At 32.8% G+C, this 18,708-nt stretch carries 20 protein-coding genes, 1 pseudogene and 1 riboswitch; of the genes and pseudogenes, 14 read left to right on the forward strand and 7 right to left on the reverse strand.

The features are described from left to right. The first annotated feature begins 179 nt into the window (after window positions 1-179). The 7 genes from yycF (at window position 180) to rlmH (ending at window position 8,003) form a co-directional block, all read left to right on the forward strand. Window positions 180-887, forward strand: coding sequence for a response regulator YycF (gene yycF, locus FD18_RS02395; protein WP_057718376.1), 708 nt, complete (start codon window positions 180-182; stop codon window positions 885-887). Window positions 888-933: 46 nt separating this feature from the next. Further along, complete coding sequence (walK, locus tag FD18_RS02400) at window positions 934-2,784, forward strand: cell wall metabolism sensor histidine kinase WalK (protein WP_057718394.1); 1,851 nt, start codon at window positions 934-936, stop codon at window positions 2,782-2,784. After that, window positions 2,774-4,102, forward strand: a complete 1,329-nt coding sequence (locus FD18_RS02405) for a YycH family regulatory protein (protein WP_057718377.1) — start codon at window positions 2,774-2,776, stop codon at window positions 4,100-4,102. Before walK ends, FD18_RS02405 begins: the two co-directional genes overlap by 11 nt. After that, window positions 4,092-4,913, forward strand: coding sequence for a two-component system regulatory protein YycI (locus FD18_RS02410; RefSeq protein WP_057718378.1), 822 nt, complete (start codon window positions 4,092-4,094; stop codon window positions 4,911-4,913). The genes FD18_RS02405 and FD18_RS02410 overlap by 11 nt, the downstream gene beginning before the upstream one ends. A gap of 6 nt (window positions 4,914-4,919) precedes the next feature. Beyond that, a complete protein-coding gene (locus FD18_RS02415) occupies window positions 4,920-5,717 on the forward strand; it encodes an MBL fold metallo-hydrolase (protein ID WP_057718379.1) in 798 nt (265 codons plus the stop codon). An 83-nt stretch (window positions 5,718-5,800) separates the two neighbouring features. Further along, a complete protein-coding gene (locus FD18_RS02420; protein ID WP_057718380.1) occupies window positions 5,801-7,009 on the forward strand; it encodes a S1C family serine protease in 1,209 nt (402 codons plus the stop codon). 514 nt (window positions 7,010-7,523) lie between these two features. Beyond that, a complete protein-coding gene (rlmH, locus tag FD18_RS02425; RefSeq protein ID WP_057718381.1) occupies window positions 7,524-8,003 on the forward strand; it encodes a 23S rRNA (pseudouridine(1915)-N(3))-methyltransferase RlmH in 480 nt (159 codons plus the stop codon). Here the strand turns inward: rlmH and FD18_RS02430 are convergent, their stop codons facing one another. Genes FD18_RS02430 through FD18_RS02440 form a run of 3 tightly spaced genes read right to left on the reverse strand, consistent with a single transcriptional unit; the run spans window position 8,004 to window position 10,563 of the window. Further along, window positions 8,004-8,657 carry an energy-coupling factor transporter transmembrane component T family protein gene (locus tag FD18_RS02430; RefSeq protein WP_057718382.1) on the reverse strand — a complete coding sequence of 218 codons (654 nt, stop codon included), beginning with the start codon at window positions 8,655-8,657 and terminating at the stop codon, window positions 8,004-8,006. Between the two features lie 12 nt (window positions 8,658-8,669). Continuing rightward, the gene (locus FD18_RS02435; RefSeq protein ID WP_057718383.1) at window positions 8,670-10,025 is read right to left on the reverse strand and encodes an ATP-binding cassette domain-containing protein; all 1,356 of its coding nucleotides are present in this window, start codon (window positions 10,023-10,025) and stop codon (window positions 8,670-8,672) included. Then, on the reverse strand, window positions 10,000-10,563 hold the full coding sequence (locus FD18_RS02440) for an ECF transporter S component (protein WP_057718384.1): 564 nt from the start codon (window positions 10,561-10,563) through the stop codon (window positions 10,000-10,002). The genes FD18_RS02435 and FD18_RS02440 overlap by 26 nt, the downstream gene beginning before the upstream one ends. Before the next feature lie 55 nt (window positions 10,564-10,618). Beyond that, window positions 10,619-10,708, reverse strand: a riboswitch (TPP riboswitch). Window positions 10,709-10,799: 91 nt separating this feature from the next. Between FD18_RS02440 and FD18_RS02445 the strand changes: the two genes are divergently transcribed. Then, the gene (locus FD18_RS02445) at window positions 10,800-11,729 is read left to right on the forward strand and encodes a helix-turn-helix domain-containing protein (protein ID WP_057718385.1); all 930 of its coding nucleotides are present in this window, start codon (window positions 10,800-10,802) and stop codon (window positions 11,727-11,729) included. A 41-nt stretch (window positions 11,730-11,770) separates the two neighbouring features. Here FD18_RS02445 and htpX read toward each other — a convergent pair whose 3' ends face one another. The 3 genes from htpX to FD18_RS02460 form a co-directional block, all read right to left on the reverse strand. After that, window positions 11,771-12,658: a zinc metalloprotease HtpX gene (gene htpX / locus FD18_RS02450; protein WP_057718386.1), complete on the reverse strand. Its 888-nt coding sequence runs from the start codon at window positions 12,656-12,658 to the stop codon at window positions 11,771-11,773. 8 nt (window positions 12,659-12,666) lie between these two features. Further along, complete coding sequence (locus FD18_RS02455; protein WP_057718387.1) at window positions 12,667-13,224, reverse strand: LemA family protein; 558 nt, start codon at window positions 13,222-13,224, stop codon at window positions 12,667-12,669. Between the two features lie 115 nt (window positions 13,225-13,339). Continuing rightward, entirely contained in the window at window positions 13,340-14,446 is a 1,107-nt protein-coding gene (locus FD18_RS02460; protein WP_057718388.1) for an SLC13 family permease, read from the reverse strand. Window positions 14,447-14,622: 176 nt separating this feature from the next. Here FD18_RS02460 and FD18_RS02465 point away from each other — a divergent pair, with 176 nt between their 5' ends. The 6 genes and pseudogenes from FD18_RS02465 (at window position 14,623) to FD18_RS02485 (ending at window position 18,101) form a co-directional block, all read left to right on the forward strand. Further along, the gene (locus FD18_RS02465) at window positions 14,623-15,033 is read left to right on the forward strand and encodes an iron-sulfur cluster biosynthesis family protein (RefSeq protein ID WP_057718389.1); all 411 of its coding nucleotides are present in this window, start codon (window positions 14,623-14,625) and stop codon (window positions 15,031-15,033) included. 78 nt (window positions 15,034-15,111) lie between these two features. Continuing rightward, window positions 15,112-15,252 (forward strand): hypothetical protein, encoded by a 141-nt coding sequence (locus FD18_RS09825; RefSeq protein ID WP_003649666.1) that lies wholly within the window; start codon window positions 15,112-15,114, stop codon window positions 15,250-15,252. A 172-nt stretch (window positions 15,253-15,424) separates the two neighbouring features. Beyond that, window positions 15,425-16,100 (forward strand): annotated as a pseudogene (locus tag FD18_RS02470) (hypothetical protein). Between the two features lie 56 nt (window positions 16,101-16,156). Continuing rightward, window positions 16,157-16,399: a hypothetical protein gene (locus FD18_RS09595; protein ID WP_057718390.1), complete on the forward strand. Its 243-nt coding sequence runs from the start codon at window positions 16,157-16,159 to the stop codon at window positions 16,397-16,399. A 126-nt stretch (window positions 16,400-16,525) separates the two neighbouring features. Continuing rightward, window positions 16,526-17,167, forward strand: a complete 642-nt coding sequence (locus FD18_RS02480) for a YfbR-like 5'-deoxynucleotidase (protein ID WP_057718391.1) — start codon at window positions 16,526-16,528, stop codon at window positions 17,165-17,167. 4 nt (window positions 17,168-17,171) lie between these two features. Further along, window positions 17,172-18,101 carry an HNH endonuclease gene (locus FD18_RS02485; protein WP_057718392.1) on the forward strand — a complete coding sequence of 310 codons (930 nt, stop codon included), beginning with the start codon at window positions 17,172-17,174 and terminating at the stop codon, window positions 18,099-18,101. A gap of 103 nt (window positions 18,102-18,204) precedes the next feature. Here FD18_RS02485 and FD18_RS02490 read toward each other — a convergent pair whose 3' ends face one another. Then, the gene (locus FD18_RS02490) at window positions 18,205-18,471 is read right to left on the reverse strand and encodes a hypothetical protein (RefSeq protein WP_057718393.1); all 267 of its coding nucleotides are present in this window, start codon (window positions 18,469-18,471) and stop codon (window positions 18,205-18,207) included. Between the last annotated feature and the right edge of the window lie 237 nt (window positions 18,472-18,708).

Here is an 18,708-nt window from a genome sequence, read left to right on the forward strand (position 1 = left end):
CCCTGGACCCACGGATTAAGAGTCCGTTGCTCTGCCAGCTGAGCTAACCACCCAATCGGATAACCAACAAATACTATTATGCCAGTAAAATAAATAAAGTGCAAGCTTTTTTTCCATAAGTTTAAAAAAATTATGGAAAACAGTATAATATAGTTATTAACACTGAGGAGGCATCATTTATGCCAAAGAAGATTTTAGTCGTTGACGATGAAAAACCAATTTCTGATATTATTAAATTTAACCTGACTAAGGAAGGCTTTGATGTCGATACTGCTTACGACGGCGAAGAAGCTGTTAAAAAAGTTGATGAGTATGATCCTGATTTAATGATTCTTGACTTAATGTTACCTAAAAAGGATGGTCTAGAGGTTGCTCGTGAAGTGCGTCAAACTCATGATATGCCAATTATTATGGTAACTGCTAAAGATACCGAAATTGATAAAGTATTAGGACTTGAAATGGGTGCGGATGATTATGTCACTAAGCCTTTCTCTAATAGAGAACTAGTTGCTAGAGTAAAGGCAAACCTACGTAGACGCGATTTAACTCAAAAAGCTACCGAGGATGATGAAGATAAGAACATTACTATCGGTAATTTGGTGATTATGCCTGAGGCATATATGGTCGAAAAAAATGGTGAAAAAATTGAATTAACGCATCGTGAGTTTGAATTACTTCATTATTTAGCACAGCACATGGGTCAGGTAATGACTAGAGAACATTTGCTTCAAACTGTTTGGGGTTATGATTATTTTGGAGATGTTAGAACTGTTGATGTAACAGTAAGGCGTCTCCGGGAAAAAGTTGAGGATAATCCAAGTTCTCCAACTATTTTAGTTACCAGACGTGGAGTAGGTTATTACGTTAAGAATCCATCAGATGAATAAGGAACAAAGTCACTAGTAATAGTGACTTTTTTTGCAATTAGGACAAATGAAGAAAATAAAAAGTGTACTAAATTCTATTAATTTTAAAATCGCAATAATTTTCATGTTGTTATTATTGGCCACAATTGAAGTGGTTGGTGCGTCTTTTACAAGACAACTTGAACAAAATTCAATTCAAAATTTTGAATCTTCAATTCAAGTGCCAAATATTATTACTAATCAGATTGCTAGTCAATTGAGTAGAGCTAATGCTAAAGAAGCTAATCAACAGCTTAGTCAAATTATTTCAAATTATAATTTGGGCGATATTAGTCAATTAATGGTAGTTGACAATAAAGGTGTAATTAGAGCAGTTTCAAATGTAAATGATCAGAATAGAATTGGTCAGAGGACCAGTAATGCTGATATAAAGAGCGTTCTTTCTAATGGAAAACAAGTTTCTAAAGTGATCAATGATAATGGAAATTATATGGTACAAATTTCACCATTAACTTCTGCAAATGGAACTAATACGCCTGTTGGTGCAATTTATGTGCGTGCTAGCCTGCAAGGTGTGTTTAATAATTTGCGACAAGTATCTATCTATTTTTTAATTGCATCGTTAATTGCAGCAGTCTTGGGTGCAATTGTAGCATTGGTAATTTCCCGGGCAATAACCAGACCAATTGAAGAAATGCGTAAACAAGCTTTAAGAGTTGCAAATGGTGATTATTCTGGACATGTTCGAGTTTATGCTCAAGACGAATTGGGACAATTAGCTGAAGCATTTAACACTTTGTCTGTTCGAATTGAAAGAACACAAGAAATTTCTGAGAGTGAGCGAAGACGATTAGATAATGTTTTAACGCACATGACGGATGGCGTTATTGCTACTGATCGTCATGGAAATATTACGATTATTAATGAAACGGCATTAGATTTTCTAGGTAAGACTGAAAAAGATGTTATTGGAAAACCAATTACTAATTTATTAGGTTTAAAGAACGTTACAATTCAAGACTTACTAAGTACTCAGCAAGAATTGGTCGTTCGCGTTAATGACAATACACGAGATGAGATGATTTTACATGCTAATTTTTCTCTAATTCAACGTGTAACAGGGTTTGTTTCCGGACTAGTTTGTGTTCTACATGACATTACTCAGCAACAAAAGAATGAACGTGAGCAGCAACAATTCGTTTCCAATGTTTCACATGAACTTAGAACTCCGTTAACGAGCTTGAGAGCCTATGTTGAGGCCTTGAATGATGGAGCATGGAAAGATCCAAATGTTGCACCACAGTTTTTAAATGTTATTCAAGATGAAACTGAACGTATGATTAGAATGATTAATGACTTGCTTAGTTTATCAAGAATGGATCGTGGTGTAGCAAAGATGGATTTAGAATGGGTTAACTTAAATGACTTTGTTAACCATGTTTTGAATCGATTTGATATGATGCTCAAGTCTGATACAGATAAAACGCATAAAAAGAAGTATTCAATCAAGCGTGAGTTTCCTCACCAAGCTCTATGGGTTGAAATTGATACCGATAAGATGATGCAAGTAATCGATAATATTATGAACAATGCTATTAAATATTCACCTGATGGTGGTGTGATAACTGTTAGACTACTTCAAGCACAAAAGCATGTTATTTTGAGCATTTCAGATCAAGGATTAGGAATTCCAAGGAAAGACTTAAACAAGATTTTCGACAGATTTTACCGTGTAGATAAAGCTCGTTCACGTAAACAAGGCGGAACTGGGTTAGGACTAGCTATTTCTAAAGAAATAGTAGAAGCACATCATGGTAGAATTTGGGCAGATAGTGCTGAAGGTGCAGGCTCAACTTTCTACATTTCTTTGCCATATGAAGCAATTAGCGAGGAAGGAGAAAATTGGGATGAGGTTTAAAGATAAGTTTTCTAGAGTTGGATTACGAGTTAGCTTAATTGTGATGGTAGCATTATCAATTGCTCTATCAGCGATTATTTGGGGATCTGATGCTCGGTTTTCTAGAATTGAGGGGACATCTAATCAAACTCAAACAAAGGACTTAGGACAGCGTTCTTTAAGAGATATTTATCTTCCTACACAAACTTTTTATTTTAAAAATAAGCAGATGTATCAAGTTTATGATACTAAGAATAATCTCCCTTTAGAATTTTCTAAGTTGACTCAATCAGTAAAACCGCTTTTGCCAATTAGAGTATGGTCTAGCCAAACTAAATATGAAAAACTGCTAAGGAATTCGGATTATGTTCAATTAACTTATCCAGATCAGATAACTATTTCATTGTTTTTGACTAATGTAAGAAAAAACGACAGTCGAGAATTTAATCGTTTCTTTGTTCCTACAAAGTCAAGTCAATATATATACTTAGGTAATGATGAAAATTACACAGTTTATCGAGTTCGCCTAAGCGATGTCTCATTTAAGAACTTAGTTGATCATATTCAAACTGCTCGGACTCAAATGCCGGTCACACTTGAAAAAGTTCATGATGATTATTTGCCATTTTATGACAAAAATTCTAGCTTACCAGTTTATAGTTATTTAACTAATGAAGAATCAGATTCATATTTTGTCTATCGCTTGCTAGGTTCTAATAATCCTAGTCAACATAATAGTGGTGATACGATTACATATTCTAATGGTGTATATGAACGTTTAATAGCCGCCAAGCATACTCATAACTATGAATATATAGATTATCAACAAGACAAGGTTCCTAAGACTATTAGTAGAAAACTAAATGATAGCTTATATTTTGTACGAAAAATTGGACTGACGGAACCAGATTTAAGATTCTTCGATGCAGATGATAATACAGTCATTTATCAAAACTATGTTGAAGAATATCCAATCTTTTTACCTGGAAAATATAAGATGCGAGCACAGGTGAAATTTGCATCTAATGGAATGACTATTAACTTTAATAGCTTAGATTTACAGATCCCAATTCCAACTAATGGAGATAAAAAGACCCTGATTCCAACTAGTGAAGCAATGGATCAGTTATATCAAAAAGGGTATCACCGTAAAGATATTGAACGTATTATTATCGGATATACCGCTAAATCTGCTAATAGCAAAAATAAAAAATTAGTAGACTTAGAGCCAGCTTACTATGTGAAAATCAATAAGCAATGGAAGACCTTAGATGAATGGCTTAATACTAATAATCAAATAGAAAATTCAAGAAAGGAGGGACTAGTAGATGGACTTTAAAAGAATAGAATGGATATTTTTAGTGGTATTTATTGGCATTAATATCTTTTTAGTCATTGAATTGTGGCAAACGCCAACGCTATTGTCTGCTCATTCGACGCCCACTCAAACTGATATCAAAAGTGAAACTAGCGCAGATCAAATTACCATTCCTAAAGTTAATGATAAGCAAGGAGACGGTTACTATTTAGCTGCTAAAGTTGATAACTCGTGGTCAAAAAAAGCAGCAGCGCAAATAAATGAGCAAGTTGAAACTAATGCTAGTGACAATAGTATTTCTGTTAATTTAAACAAACCAGTTACCATATCTAAGAAACAAAAAGAAGCGTTAAAAGAAGTTATTAGATTTAAAAATAATAGTCAAAATGTCTATCAAGGTAAGGACTATGTTTATATTCCTGAATTGTCTGAAGAAGATGACTATGTCTTTAGCCAAAATACTAAATATGGTGAAGTCTTTTCCAATACTGCCCGCCTTCATATTATTGTAAAAAATAATCAGATTGTTTCTTACTCGCAGCGCTATGTTAATGATTTGAATCCAGTGCGTGAACGACAGAATACAATTAGTTCTAAAGCTGCTGTTAATTCTTTATATACATATAGTGAATTACCAAATAACTCAAAAATTATTTGGTTAAAGCAGGTCTATACCAGGTTAATAACAGTTCGAGGAAGTTCGATATATATTCCAACTTGGGTAGCAGCCATTGAGAATAATAATTCAAAAACAGTAACTTTAAAACGTGTAAATGCATTTACGGGTACAATTATTCAAAATAATATAACTGATGATGATGCGAAAGGATAAATTAATTTGAAGGTATCAGTTTTATCGAGTGGTTCAACAGGTAATTCAACGTTAATAGAAACTTCTCAGCATAAGATCTTGATGGATGCAGGTTTATCTGGAAAAAAGACGAAGGATTTATTATCTCAGGTAGGCGTTGATATTAAAGATATTGATATGGTATTTATTAGCCACGATCATACCGATCATTCGGGTGGCTTAGGCGTTTTAATGAGACGCTATCCACAAATATCTGCGTATGCTAATTCGGGCACTTGGGACTATTTAATTGAAAGTAATAAGATTGGTAAATTACCAGTAGAACAAATAAATACGTTTAAATCTGGTGTGACTAAGACTTTTGGTGATTTAGATGTAACTAGTTTTGCGACTAGTCATGATGCTGCTGAACCTCAGTATTATGTTTTTACAAGTGGTGGTAAACGCTTTGCTTGTTTAACAGATACAGGGTACGTGTCAAGTACAGTTAAAGGAGAAATTAAAGACGCAGATGGCTATTTAATGGAGTTTAACTATGATGATATGATGCTTAGAAATGGTCCATATTCTTGGGCTTTAAAACATCGGATTATGTCAGATATAGGACACCTTTCAAATGATCAAGCTGCAGATACATTATTAGATGTTGTTTCTCCTAAGACTAAAAACATTTTTTTAGCACATCGTAGTCAGCATAATAATACACAATATTTGGCACATGAAACTGCAAAAGATTTATTAGTAGCAGGGGATGCAAATTTACCAGCAGATGTTAAAATTATTGATACTAATCCATTACAAGCCGGAACACTCACAGAAATATAATATTTAGCAAATAATTTGACTTGAATTCATAAAAAATTCAAACTTTGTGATTAGGCTAGAGTGAATAGAAAAGGAGAATTTTTATGGCAGAGAATAATACTAAGCATAATACTTTAATTAAAACTGGTATTGTTGGAGTAGTTGCCGGATTGCTTGGAGGCGGAGTAGCATATGCTGGATTATCCCAAGTTAATGGTCAAAATGCTCCACAAACTAGCGTTGCGCCTACTGCTAAGGTTGAAAAGTCTAACAGTAAAAATAGTAATCAAATGACTAATGCCTTTAATACAGTAAAAAACTCAGTTGTTTCTGTAGTTAACTTAAAGAGACAAAGTTCATCTGCAAGTAGTGATCCTTTTGGGATTTTTGGTTCTGATAGTTCAAGTTCTTCAAAAAAGAATTCTAAATCTGATTTAGAAACTTACAGTGAGGGTTCTGGAGTAATTTATATGAAATCAAATGGTAAAGGTTACATTGTAACTAATAACCACGTGGTTTCAGGTAGTGATGAAATTCAAGTTATTTTGAGTGATGGTAAAAAAGTGACAGCTAAAAAAGTTGGAAGTGACGCCGAAACTGACCTAGCTGTTTTGACTATTGATGGAAAATATGTAACCCAAACAGCTCAATTTGGTTCATCCAAGAATTTGGAACCAGGTCAACAAGTTATTGCAGTAGGTTCACCTCTTGGAAGTGAGTATGCAACTAGTGTAACTCAAGGTATTATTTCTGCTAAGAACAGGACTATAGATGTAACTAATTCTGCTGGTCAAGTTACTAACCAAGCTACAGTAATTCAAACTGATGCAGCTATTAATCCAGGTAACTCCGGTGGACCACTAGTTAATATGTCTGGTCAAGTAATCGGAATTAACTCCATGAAGCTTTCTTCTTCTAGTGACGGAACTGCTGTTGAAGGAATGGGCTTTGCTATCCCAAGTGATGAAGTAGTTTCAATCATTAATCAATTAGTTAAGAACGGCAAGATTAATCGTCCAAAATTAGGAGTTAGAATTGTATCTGTTGACGAGTTAACAGAATATGGACGTAAGAAATTAGGCTTACCTGATAGCGTTAAATCAGGTGTGTATGTAGCTAGTGTTACCAAGAATGGTAGTGCAGCTAAAGCTGGTGTAAAGGCTCGTGATGTGATTACTAAGCTCGATGGTAAAGATGTTGATAGTGTTGTTTCACTACATACTGCTCTTTATACACATAAAGTCGGCGATACATTAACTCTTCAGGTAATTAGAGATGGTAAATCACAGGATATCAAAGTTACCTTGAATTAATTGAATATTATTAAATAGAGATAAAAAAGCTATGATTATGCGTTTTGTAAGCGGTAATCATAGCTTTTTCTTAATATTTAAAGTGTGAAACTTGATAAAGTTCGGGTTTATTTCATGTCAAGAAACGTAATAAATTAAATAAGTTGTGGGAAACTGTGGAAAACTCTGTGGATTGTGCATAAGTCAAGATAAAATAAAGTAAATGATGTGGAAAAATTGTGAATTGTGTGTAAATAAAATTGTGATTTTATTGATATTGAACGACTGTTCAAGCTGATTATGTAAGGAATAGAGACAAAAGTTTGGAAAATTGATAAAATCTAAAAAAATGTGGAATAAATTTATCAAAAAAGTTATCCACTTTTTTATAAACCACAACTTGTTGAGTATTAGATCTAAGAACTACTAAATGTAGTTTTTAATAATCCACAAGTAGGGGAAAAGTGGTGTGGACGCTATGTCAATTAGGGGATAGAATAAAGCACTAGATGCATGAAAGGTAAGATAAGTTACAATGAATATAAAAATTGTGTGTGTAGGCAAGTTAAAAGAAAAATATTTTAAGGATGGCATTGCCGAATATGTGAAGAGAATGGGACGTTTTGCAAAAGTAAAAATAGTCCAAGTACCAGACGAAAAAGCCCCCGAAAGACTTAGTCCTGCTGAAATGGAGCAGGTAAAAGAAATCGAGGGTAGAAGAATTTTAGATAAAATAAAAGATAAAGAATATGTATATGTAACGGCTATAAAAGGCAAAGAAAGAACTAGTGAGGAATTTGCTAAAGAAATATCTCAATTAACTACATACGGTCATTCTGATATTACTTTCGTTATTGGTGGAAGTTTAGGGACGAGCGATGCAGTAAATAAACGGGCTGATGATTTGATCAGTTTTGGTAAGTTTACAATGCCGCATCAATTAATGCGTTTAGTTTTAATTGAACAAATTTACCGTGCTTTTATGATTAATAGTGGTAGTCCATACCATAAATAATTATTTAGTTAGAAGTAAAATTGGCTGAAGTAGCAATAAAATACTACTAAAAATAAGCCAATCTTTTTTTGTTAGAGCAACCGGAACAATTACACTTCTAGGTTTATCTTCTTGATAACCATGTGAGATCATTCCTTCGGCTAAACTATTTGACCACGAAATAGCGGCTAAAATCGCTTTAAAGTATAAAGTTGGCGAATAAAAAGATAGGTGATAATGGCGCATATCTCCGACTAAACGAATACGATTAACTTCAGTGTGGATTTTGGGAATAACATTGAATGCAGCTAAGGTACCATAGGCAAATTTGCTTGGTAATTTAAAATTTTGTTCTAAAGAGCGAGCCAGAGAAAGAATACTAGTTGTTTCGGTAAATACTGCGCCTAGGAATACATAGGCGTAAATACGAGTAAATAAGATAGTTGCGTGGTAGAGATTATGGTTTGGTGTGAAGTAATAAATTGTAATGAATACTACAGTTGCCGCAAACAAAGGAATTATCAAAAGTAGTAGTATCTTTTTAAGACTAATACTTTTGAATAGAAGGTAAATTAAGCAAATACTGATAATAATAAGATTAGTAGTTAAATTTGGGATAAGAGATATTTCAAATGAAATAGTTAGAATTAAGAATAATTTTAGTCCAGGATTCATTTTAATTACCTTTTATTTAGTATAGAAAAGTTTATGATCTTTTAGGATTAAATGATAGTCACAGAGCTTATCAATTTGATTAAGTTGATGACTAATTACAATTAAGGTATGTTCAGTGTTTAAAAAGTAGTTTTTAAGCAAAAAAATGACGTCTGAGACGCTTTTTTGATCTAAACCACTAAAGGGCTCATCAAGTAGTAAAACCTCCGGATAGGCCATTAACATCACCAGAATCTGTAGTTTTCTTTTCTGTCCGCCGGATAATGAGTAGATTACCTGCTTATCTAAATTGTCTAATTTAAGTTTAGATAAGAGTGAAGTAAGTTTAGAACGATTAAGGAGCGGATTTTGATTGTACTTTAAGCTAAAGTTGAGTTCTTCTTCTACAGTAACATTTAAAAATTGATCATCAGGATTTTGAAAAATTTGACCAACTTTTGCTAGGTATGGACGTTTACGCCACTTTTTGACATCCTTTTCTCTAAAAAATAAATGGCCATGGTAAGGAATTACTTTTGTTAAAGCTTTAAATAATGATGTTTTGCCACTTCCATTTTCACCTGTTAATAAAGTGGCTGCTCCTGAGTAAAGTTCTAAATTGGTAGAAGTAATTAATCCTTTGTTTGGAAAAGACAGAGAAAATGAATTAAAAGTATAGGATAAATTGTTTTGCTGTTTTTTATCTGGAAGAGAGAAATGAGTTTCTATTTTAGGAAGAGTAGAAGGTAGTGAAGTTACTATAAAATTTTGATCTTTGATTTCAATAACTATCGGATTTAATTCTTTATAACCAGAAAAATCATGATCACTAATCAAAATAGTTTTTCCTTCTTGATGAAGCAACGATAGAGAATCTAAAAGAAATTTTCGATTATTTGAATCACAGTTTGCAAAAGGTTCATCTAGTAATAGTAAGTCGCTTTCCATGGCAATTAGAACGCTTAAAGCGACCCGCTGCTTTTCACCACCTGAGAGCTCAGTTAATGGTCGATCTAGTAAATCTTGAATATGAGTTTTTTTACTAGCATAGTCAATACGTTTTAAAGCAGTCGAACGATCGACTAATTTGTTTTCTAGAGTAAAAATTAATTCTTCTCTAGGTGTAGCCATAGTAAATTGACGGTTTGGATCTTGAAAGATCATTCCCCAATTAGAAAAAGGTTGAGTTAATGATCCTGCGATAATTTTGCCACTAAATTTCGGTTCAAGTTCTGCGATGATTTTTAAAAGGGTGGATTTGCCACTTCCGCTATTGCCAGTCAATAAGATAAATTCACCTTGATTGACTGTAAGATTTAAATCGTTAAAAATTTTGTGATTTTGATATTGAAAGGAAAGATGGTTAATTTTGATTTGTTTGGATAACATGAGCTTTTTCTAAAAGATCAACTATTAATTTAACTAATACACATGTAAATAAAAGCATTGAGAGCCAGCGAACAACAAAGTATAAAATCATGTTAAATGTAGAAAAATAGCTGTAGCCATTCTTAATGAAGTCATACATATAAGTAACAATGGTAGTTGTTGTTGCTGAGAGAAATAGGGTAAACCAATTATATTTACGATAACTAGTAAATGTGAAACCTAACTCACTTCCTAGACCTTGAACAGCTCCAGATAGTAAGTTAACAGCACCCCATTGTTCTCCAGCCAATAATTCAACGCAAGAGCCTAGAAATTCTCCTAAAAATGCAGCCCCGGGAATTTGTACTAAAAAACCAGTTAATGGGCCTGCCATACACCAGATTCCCATCATAATATCATTTGCAAGCATCCCGTAACCGATTGGCGTTAATAAGGCTGTTAGAGCATTATAAAGGCCATCACTAGCTAGATAGATAAAACCAAAAATAATAGCAATTAAAGCGATTAGAATGATATCTCGAAGATGTAATTTCTTCATTTTAATTCCTCCAAGAATAAAAAAAGCCACCTCAAAGAGGTGACTAAATAAAAGTCTAAAAATAAGTCATATTCCCTACGCTGATATTAATCAAACAGGTTCAATGGGTATATTCTCAGCCCGGTGGGCACCCCAATACATATGTTTAGCTTACGCTTAATGAAACTAAATGGCAATGAGAAATAATAAAAAGGTTATAATTAAAAGGAGAGTGAAACTAAAGGGGACTGATTGTAATGTCGACACCTACATTAAGAAATTATTTATCAAGTTTAGTGCAAAATGCTCAGAATAGTGAAATTGAGGCTTCCAGTAAGAGTAGATTTTTGCCCTATAATCTTTATTTAGAGAGTCAGCACAATGACTTTTATGAATATCAGTCTAATAATAGCCAATTAATTTATTGTTTTTCAGGTAGTTGCGAATTAAAGAATGAAAGCAATGATTTTAATTTAAATAGTGGAAATATAGCAATAATAGAGGGTAATTTAAAATATGCAATTCGAGTTATAGATAAGCAAGCAATTATTGTGAAATTTAAGTTTACTAATGAATTTTTGTGGAAAAATTTAATAGGTAAAATTGCTATAAATACCAATAATGAACAAAGATTGAGCACTTTATTTTTAGATGAGCTAGAAAAGACAGGGATATTTTTATTTACAACTACTTCTGTGATGTGGGGTAGTCAAAATTTAAATAATGTAATTCAGGACTATTTCAATCAAGCTGACTTTAGTGGAGCAATTGCATTAGAATTATTTAAAATTATTATTTTACGCAATTTACGTGAGCAGAATTATAAATTCAGTGAAAGAAAAGAAAAAGCATTTAAAGATGAAACTTTAGATCAATATATTGATAAGCACTACAATAACGTCAGTTTAGCCCAAGCAGCCGAGTATTTTGGCTTTAATCATAATTATTTTTCAACGATGGTTAAAGAAAAGACAGGTAAAAGCTTTGTTGAACATGTTGATGATAGGAGAATGAGAGAAGCCAAAAGATTATTGGCTCAGCCCAATGTGTCGCTGAAAGAAATTATTGAAGCAATCGGTTATTCTAGCAAGTCATTTTTCTATAAGAAATTTAAGCATTATTATGGTATGACGCCAGCGGAAATGAGAAAAAGATTATTTAGAGAAGCTCATATCAATTTGAAATAGATACATTAAAAAAGGATGCACAAAACTGTGCATCCTTTTTATTACATATTTTCTAATCTTTTAATTCTATCAGCTGTAGGGGGATGAGTATCAAATAGTGAACTTAATCCACGATTATGAAGTGGATTTTCAATGTAAAGCCCAGCACTTGATGGATCTGGATCTTTCATTGGCTCACTGTTAGAAATCTTTTTTAGAGCAGAAATTAAACCTTGGGGATTTCTAGTAAGCTCAACTGAACCAGCATCGGCTAAGTATTCTCGATTTCGAGAAAGAGCCATTTGGGCAAGACCTGCAGCAAGTGGACCCAATATTAGAGTGAAAATTATCGCTACTACTTTTAATATGGATTCGAGTGGACTTGAGTCCTTATCATCACGATCAGACCCAGTCCACCACCAAATTCTAGAAGCAAAGTTAGAAATGAAGGAAATGACTGCGGCTAAAGCTACACCAATTGTTGAAACTAAAATATCATAGTTACGAATATGCGAAATTTCATGGCCAAGTACGCCTTCTAACTCACTTCTATTTAATTTATCTCTTAATCCACTTGTTACAGCAACATAACTGTGCTTAGGATCGCGTCCTGTCGCAAAGGCATTAGGACTGGGATCGTTGATAATAAAAACTCGAGGCATAGGAATTTGACCAGCAAGTGACATATCTTCAACAATATGCCAAAGTTCGGGATCATCTTCTTCATGAATCTCTCGACCGTGATTCATGCTCATAACTAAGTTTCCAGGGTTTTGAAGAACAATAAAAAGATAAATGAGACTTCCAATAAGTGCAATGGCAATTCCTGATAGAGGTTCGCCATTAATTAGATATCCTAACCCACCACCAACAAGAGCTAGAATGATAAGGAAAATAACAAGCAAGAATGCTGTTTTACGCTTATTGCGTGCTATTTGTTGATAGAGCATCAGAAAACCTAAAATTTAACTTGAGGAACAGATTTTTCTTCAGTTGGTGTTTGAAGGTAATCCATTTTCTTAAATCCATGAATTTTAGCTACTAAATTAGATGGGAATGTTAATAGCTCCTCATTAAACATAGCAACTGTTGAGTTATAAAGCTGACGTGAGTAAGCAATCTTATTTTCAGTATTTGTAAGTTCTTCTTGAAGTGCTAAAAAGTTTTGATTAGCTTTTAGGTCTGGGTAATTTTCAGCTAAAGCAAAAATACTCTTCAATGAATCGGTGATTTGATTAGAAAGTTTAATGGCTTCCTCATGATCTGAATTAGGAATGTTTACTAATTGATTCCTTAAAGAAACAACTTTTTCTAATGTTCCACTTTCATGTTTAGCGTATCCCTTAACGGTTTCAACTAAATTAGGAATTAAATCATTACGACGTTTTAATTGAACGTCGATTTGACTCCATGCTTCATCAGCGTGAACTTTTGCTTTTTGTAAGCCGTTGTAAATACCAATGTAAACCGCTATTAATAAAATTAAGATGATAATAATAATCCATGTTAGAGTCATAGAATAAATCCTTTCTACTATTACAAATATTAGGTTAAAAAGGTTAGGAATATTGTACCAAATAAAGAAAATTTAGAGTATAAAAAAAGCGCAATTTTGCGCTTTTTTATGATATTTAAAGTACAAAGTCTAAAACTATCCATCCTAAAATTGTAAGAACAATTAATCCCGCAAATTCTAAAGCCGAGAACACCCAGAAAAACTTGCGCTTTGATACAGTACCATTTTCAGCAAAACTTTTGAAGACAAGCATATTTGCCATCGAACCAACGATTGATCCAAATCCTCCGATGTTTGAGCCAAGAAATAATGCTTCCGCATAATTAGTAAACTTACCAATTAAAATAGTTGAAGGTACATTAGAAATAAATTGACTTGAAATAATTGAAGTTAAAAAGACAGAGTGTTCAGAGAACATAGTCTTTGAAATTAAGGCAACGATAAATGGAATTTGTTGTATATCGCTAATAAAAATAAAGAAACATGTGAAAGTTAAGAGTAAGGCATAATCGACATGTAACATAATAGATGGATTAATAATAAGAGCAAGGATTATTGCTACAATTGCTGGAACATAAGCAGGAACAATATTAAAAACACCAAAGAAGAAGAAAATTGAAACAGCTATTGTTATAACGACAGGTCTAACACTGATTCGAATATCTTCTAAAGGAACAGTGGGGATTGGTTTATCTTTGACAAAAAAGATGAATAAGAGAACGATAAGAGAGCTAACCAGTAGTAATGGGATTGACCAACTGAAAAACTTAATTGGCGAAACATTATAACGGTTAACAACAAAAATATTATGAGGATTTCCCCATGGAGTAAAGGCAGCACCAATATTAGCGCCCATTCCAATTAGGGTTACGGGTAATATTTCTGGTAATTGGTGTCTCTTAGCAATTGTTAAATACAGCGGTATAAGCGTTAAAACGGTTATATCGTTAGTTAAAAACATTCCTGATACGATAGATAAGAGTGTAAAAATTGCAGTTAATCTTCTCGTACTTTTGGCACTTGCAGTTAATTTATAAGCTAATATATCTAAAACGTGAAGGTATGAAAAGATTTGGATAATCGTCAGCATTGCCAAAATTGAGTAAAGTGTATGAAAGTTAATATCCTCAATACGTGGCCTTGCGAAGAATAAGCTTATGATCGTTATGACAACCGTAATTTGTAAAATACGGTCTTTAGCAATATTTTTGATGACGGTCATTAAGGTCCCCTCTTAAAATTAAATCAACACTACTATTTTGAACTCTTTGTAGCAAGTTCGCAATGTCTTTTTTGAATTAGTACCTTATATTATGTATAATTTGAGCATTTTATTAGGAAAAATAGCAATATTCTTGCTATATTTAAGTTAGTAAAATAGATATGGGAGGAATTTATATGGTTGATGTAAAGAATGTTGAATTAAAAATTAAAGACAGTGCAAAAGAAGCTTTAGAAAAGAAAGTAGAGCCAGGTCAAGTTGTATTGCTTGCTTTAAATGATGGATCTAATGGTTATTCTAAGTTAGGTGGTACTTGTACAATTGGAGCAAACTTTCAGCTAGTTGTGTTAGATCACAAAGATCCAGAATTCTCAATTAAAGTAAAAAATAATATGGATTTAGATTTGTATACGTCTGATAAAGAATTAGCATTTTTAGATGATGGATTAGTTCTTAACGCGCGTAATGCTGTTTTATCGTTATCTTCAAATGAAGGAGTTATTGATGGAGGAGTAACAATTACAGAGTTTAAAGGAGAAAAACTTTCTGCAGATGAGATGAAAAAATTAGGTGGAAAGATTTGCTAGGTATTGAAGTGACGTGCTTCTTCGTGGTATGATAATAAAAGATTTTCGAAAATTTTATTTGAGAGGAAGTATAGATCTATGCGTAAAGGTGAAAACTACAACACTGGTGTTACACCAAACTTAAGACCTAAGAATAAGAAGAATTCTAAGGCTCGTGTTAAGAGAGCTGCTGAAGTAGTTGCTTTCTTAAATAAAGCTGCTAAAGATGAAAACAAGTAATTAAATTTACTACATACTATAAAGAGAGACGCTGGTTAGCGTCTCTCTTTTTTGCATGGAACAGTTATGTAAATCTCAATCTATTTAATAGCATTTTGTTGTAATTAAATTTATATTACTATATAAAAAACTTATATGATATGACAAATTAACTGTAGATAGAGATTTTAAGATGAATAACATTTCGAGAAAAGGGCTAGAATTAAAAGCAATTTTTGCCCTTGTTTTGCCGTCTCTTCTTTTAGCAGTGGCAAGTAACTTTTCCCGCAATATTTTTTTAGGAGTTATGATGCTCTTAATTTTAGGAGCAGTTATCGGCTTGAGTGTACCAACTATTGTTAGTACATGGCTCATTTTGATTCTCACTGTGTTAGGGCTTAGCTCTCTAACTCTTGGGGATGTGGCGATAGATTTTTATGGAAAAACCCTGTTGCTGGTTTCTTTTCCCTTGGGGACATATTTAACTAGTCAGATTAAAGAGTGCATCTTTAGGTGGGAGATATGTAAGAAAAATCAGTCTAGCGCCTCAAACATTACGACCAAAATATTAAATTGCAAACGACATATAATACGCAGAAGCTATATAAAAAGATTAAGAAGATTTCAGATAGCGCGAGTGCTTAAAAAGAGTAGGTTAGTTGATGAAAATTTATGTTATCGGAGAAATGGTCAGTTTCTAATTATTTCTAACACGAGTGCATCGGCCCACTTTTAAAATGGTGACGCAGCATATTACAGAGAAAGATTTTTTTAAGTATCCTAATTTTAATGCAATTCTTAAACGTTTAAAAAGAAGGCTTGAAACAGACTTAGTTGTTGAATATTTAAAGGAGCAGAAGCATGAATAACTGTTTTTTTCTTAGTAATTTTAATTACCTTAACATTTTTAGTAGCATTTTTCACTATGTTTCGTAGCTTTTGGACTATTTATCATCAAACCAAGCATACAGTTCGACATTTAGGAAGAAAGCATAATGTTAAATGTTTTTTAGCCGTTTCAACCTTAGCATCAATTTGGTTTTCACTTTTAGCTTCGTTAGTTACTCTCTATAGTGCAACTCATTTTTGGCTTAAGCATAGTAAAACAGTCATTTCAATTACGCCATTAACTGTTTTAGCAGCTTTAAATACAAATGAGTTGACGTGATTAGAAAAATAGAGAAAGATTAAGTTGTTAAATCTTTCTCTATTTTTAATTTGCAAGAGTAGAATGGTTTTGCTATGATAGTAGAAATTTTAGACATTTTTATATTTCTGGAAGGAGTAAGTTTTTATGGGATTAAATGCATATATTCAAGGTTTTAACAGTTTAGAGTCAATCGATCGTGCACCAGGTTATTTTAAATATCAACACCACTCTGTAGCTGACCATAGCTTTAGAACGGCTGAACTTGCTCAAATGATGGGAGATATTGAGGAAGTTATTGGTAAGCAGAAAGTTAACTGGAAAGCACTTTATGAAAAGAGTCTAAACCATGATTATACTGAACGTTTCATTGGTGATATTAAAACTCCAGTTAAATATGCAACTCCCCAATTACGTAAGATGATTGGGGATGTTGAGGAGACAATGACTGCTAAATTTATTAAAGAAGAGATTCCAAAGGAATTTCAGAAAATCTATACTAAACGTCTATCTGAAGGTAAAGATGATACTTTAGAAGGCAAAATCTTATCAATTTGTGACAAATTAGATTTACTTTATGAAGCTTATGGAGAAATTGAACTTGGAAATCCAAATCCGGTTTTCATGCAAATGTTTAAAGAAAGTCTGGAAACAATTAAAAAATTTGATGATTTAACTTGTGTTCAGTACTTTATTAAAAAGATTTTGCCAGACTTGTTTAAAGGTGATTTTGCTGGTAAGGATAAGATGCAAAGAATCGCCTTTAGTATTTTATTGATGGGGGAATAATAAGGTGAAATTACAGTGTGCATCCTGTGGTTTGCGGCTGGATAGTCTTCATTTTAAGCAAGAAGGGTTGATGAATCCAAAGCTAACAAGTATTTGTGATATTTGTTTAGATAGAAGTTTAGAAGCTGAAGACTATGAAAATTTAGTCATTGAAAATATTTCCCAGGTAATGCTGTATGGATTTGTAGGTAAGAAAAGTACACCTGAAATTGATTTAGATACTGGAAATCATTATTTAGTTAAAAATGAAAATAGAAAACAGTATGAATCATTTATTCAGGATTATGACGGTAATGAAGTTGCCTTGCAGCAAATTTCAAGAACTGAATTTAACCACGCTATTATTAAAAGTGAAGATGGGAAAATAGATTATGTTCCTAACAGTAATGTTGATTTTGCGATTAACATGAAAAGCATGGGAATTGAAGTTGATTTTTCTTTAAATGAAGTTGATTTTGTTGATCGGGAAAGAATTAGGCATAAGTATAATTATCGTTGTCAATATTGCGGGCGCCGCGGCACGAGTGTCGACCATAAAAATCCAGTTTCTTTATCACATAATAACTCGTTTGATAATTTAATTCTGTCGTGTAGTGAATGCAATCGAATTAAATCTAATATGCCATATGTATTATTCACTAAGTTAAATGATCAACTATCGACAGTAAATAGAAAACTAGTTAAGTATGAAGATGCGTTAGCTAATTTAAAAGAAGAATTTCAACAAGCTAAACGAGATTTAGCAGGAAAAGTTCATTTAAAAGGTGTTATTAATGATCCCGAATTAAATGCAATTCGTAAACAAAATAAGAAATTGCAGGACGCAATTGATAGTTTGCAGAGTGATTATAATGCTTTACGTAATGAGCGTAAAACGTACTTTGATGTAGGTTGGAAGTTAGAGAAAGAGCAGAAAAATAGCGAAATTATCTAGGCTAGATTATTGTATTTAAATATAAGCAACACAAAAGGCTACTATTTACTTATAAAGTAAGATAGTAGCTTTTTTTAAGATATATTGAAACTTTTGAGGGTGGTTAATTAGTACTATTAAGTTTGCGGTAGCCAAAGTAAAATTGAAGGCAAGCTAATACGACATTAAGCCAATTTAACCATAAGAAGCAGTCAGCTAATGCACCTGAGTGAGCACCGGTCCCGTAATAAACCCAAAAACCAATAATGACGGCCGCTACATTAATCCATGCAAAAGTTTTTTGATATGTTTGTTTCTTTAAGACAAACCACATCCAAATAACATTTACGATAAACCAAATTAGCAGAACCCAAAATACGAAATCAAACATGATGTATTTTCCTTCCTTTTGCTTTTAATAACACATCAATATTAATTAATGTATTGATGCACTTTGCTCTTTTCAGGAATAGTATGGCTCTTAAAACGCCTAATTTCAATAATTTACACTTTGCTAAAAGATTAAAGAATAAAAAATCGTAAATTACAATAATAATTGAACATTTTTAATCAAGCTGCTTGATAGATTAGATCTAATTCTCTTTCAAAGATTTCATCTGGTGTATGA

This window comes from Lactobacillus taiwanensis DSM 21401 (assembly GCF_001436695.1).
In the GTDB taxonomy this organism is placed as follows: Bacteria; Bacillota; Bacilli; order Lactobacillales; family Lactobacillaceae; genus Lactobacillus; species Lactobacillus taiwanensis.

Coding starts and splice junctions, on each gene's coding strand:
- yycF (WP_057718376.1), top strand. CDS start 180: ATGCCAAAGAAGATTTTAGTCGTTGACGATGAAAAACCAATTTCTGAT.
- walK (WP_057718394.1), top strand. CDS start 934: ATGAAGAAAATAAAAAGTGTACTAAATTCTATTAATTTTAAAATCGCA.
- FD18_RS02405 (WP_057718377.1), top strand. CDS start 2,774: ATGAGGTTTAAAGATAAGTTTTCTAGAGTTGGATTACGAGTTAGCTTA.
- FD18_RS02410 (WP_057718378.1), top strand. CDS start 4,092: ATGGACTTTAAAAGAATAGAATGGATATTTTTAGTGGTATTTATTGGC.
- FD18_RS02420 (WP_057718380.1), top strand. CDS start 5,801: ATGGCAGAGAATAATACTAAGCATAATACTTTAATTAAAACTGGTATT.
- rlmH (WP_057718381.1), top strand. CDS start 7,524: ATGAATATAAAAATTGTGTGTGTAGGCAAGTTAAAAGAAAAATATTTT.
- FD18_RS02430 (WP_057718382.1), bottom strand. CDS start 8,657: ATGAATCCTGGACTAAAATTATTCTTAATTCTAACTATTTCATTTGAA.
- FD18_RS02435 (WP_057718383.1), bottom strand. CDS start 10,025: ATGTTATCCAAACAAATCAAAATTAACCATCTTTCCTTTCAATATCAA.
- FD18_RS02440 (WP_057718384.1), bottom strand. CDS start 10,563: ATGAAGAAATTACATCTTCGAGATATCATTCTAATCGCTTTAATTGCT.
- FD18_RS02445 (WP_057718385.1), top strand. CDS start 10,800: ATGTCGACACCTACATTAAGAAATTATTTATCAAGTTTAGTGCAAAAT.
- htpX (WP_057718386.1), bottom strand. CDS start 12,658: ATGCTCTATCAACAAATAGCACGCAATAAGCGTAAAACAGCATTCTTG.
- FD18_RS02455 (WP_057718387.1), bottom strand. CDS start 13,224: ATGACTCTAACATGGATTATTATTATCATCTTAATTTTATTAATAGCG.
- FD18_RS02460 (WP_057718388.1), bottom strand. CDS start 14,446: ATGACCGTCATCAAAAATATTGCTAAAGACCGTATTTTACAAATTACG.
- FD18_RS02465 (WP_057718389.1), top strand. CDS start 14,623: ATGGTTGATGTAAAGAATGTTGAATTAAAAATTAAAGACAGTGCAAAA.
- FD18_RS09825 (WP_003649666.1), top strand. CDS start 15,112: ATGCGTAAAGGTGAAAACTACAACACTGGTGTTACACCAAACTTAAGA.
- FD18_RS09595 (WP_057718390.1), top strand. CDS start 16,157: ATGTTTCGTAGCTTTTGGACTATTTATCATCAAACCAAGCATACAGTT.
- FD18_RS02480 (WP_057718391.1), top strand. CDS start 16,526: ATGGGATTAAATGCATATATTCAAGGTTTTAACAGTTTAGAGTCAATC.
- FD18_RS02490 (WP_057718393.1), bottom strand. CDS start 18,471: ATGTTTGATTTCGTATTTTGGGTTCTGCTAATTTGGTTTATCGTAAAT.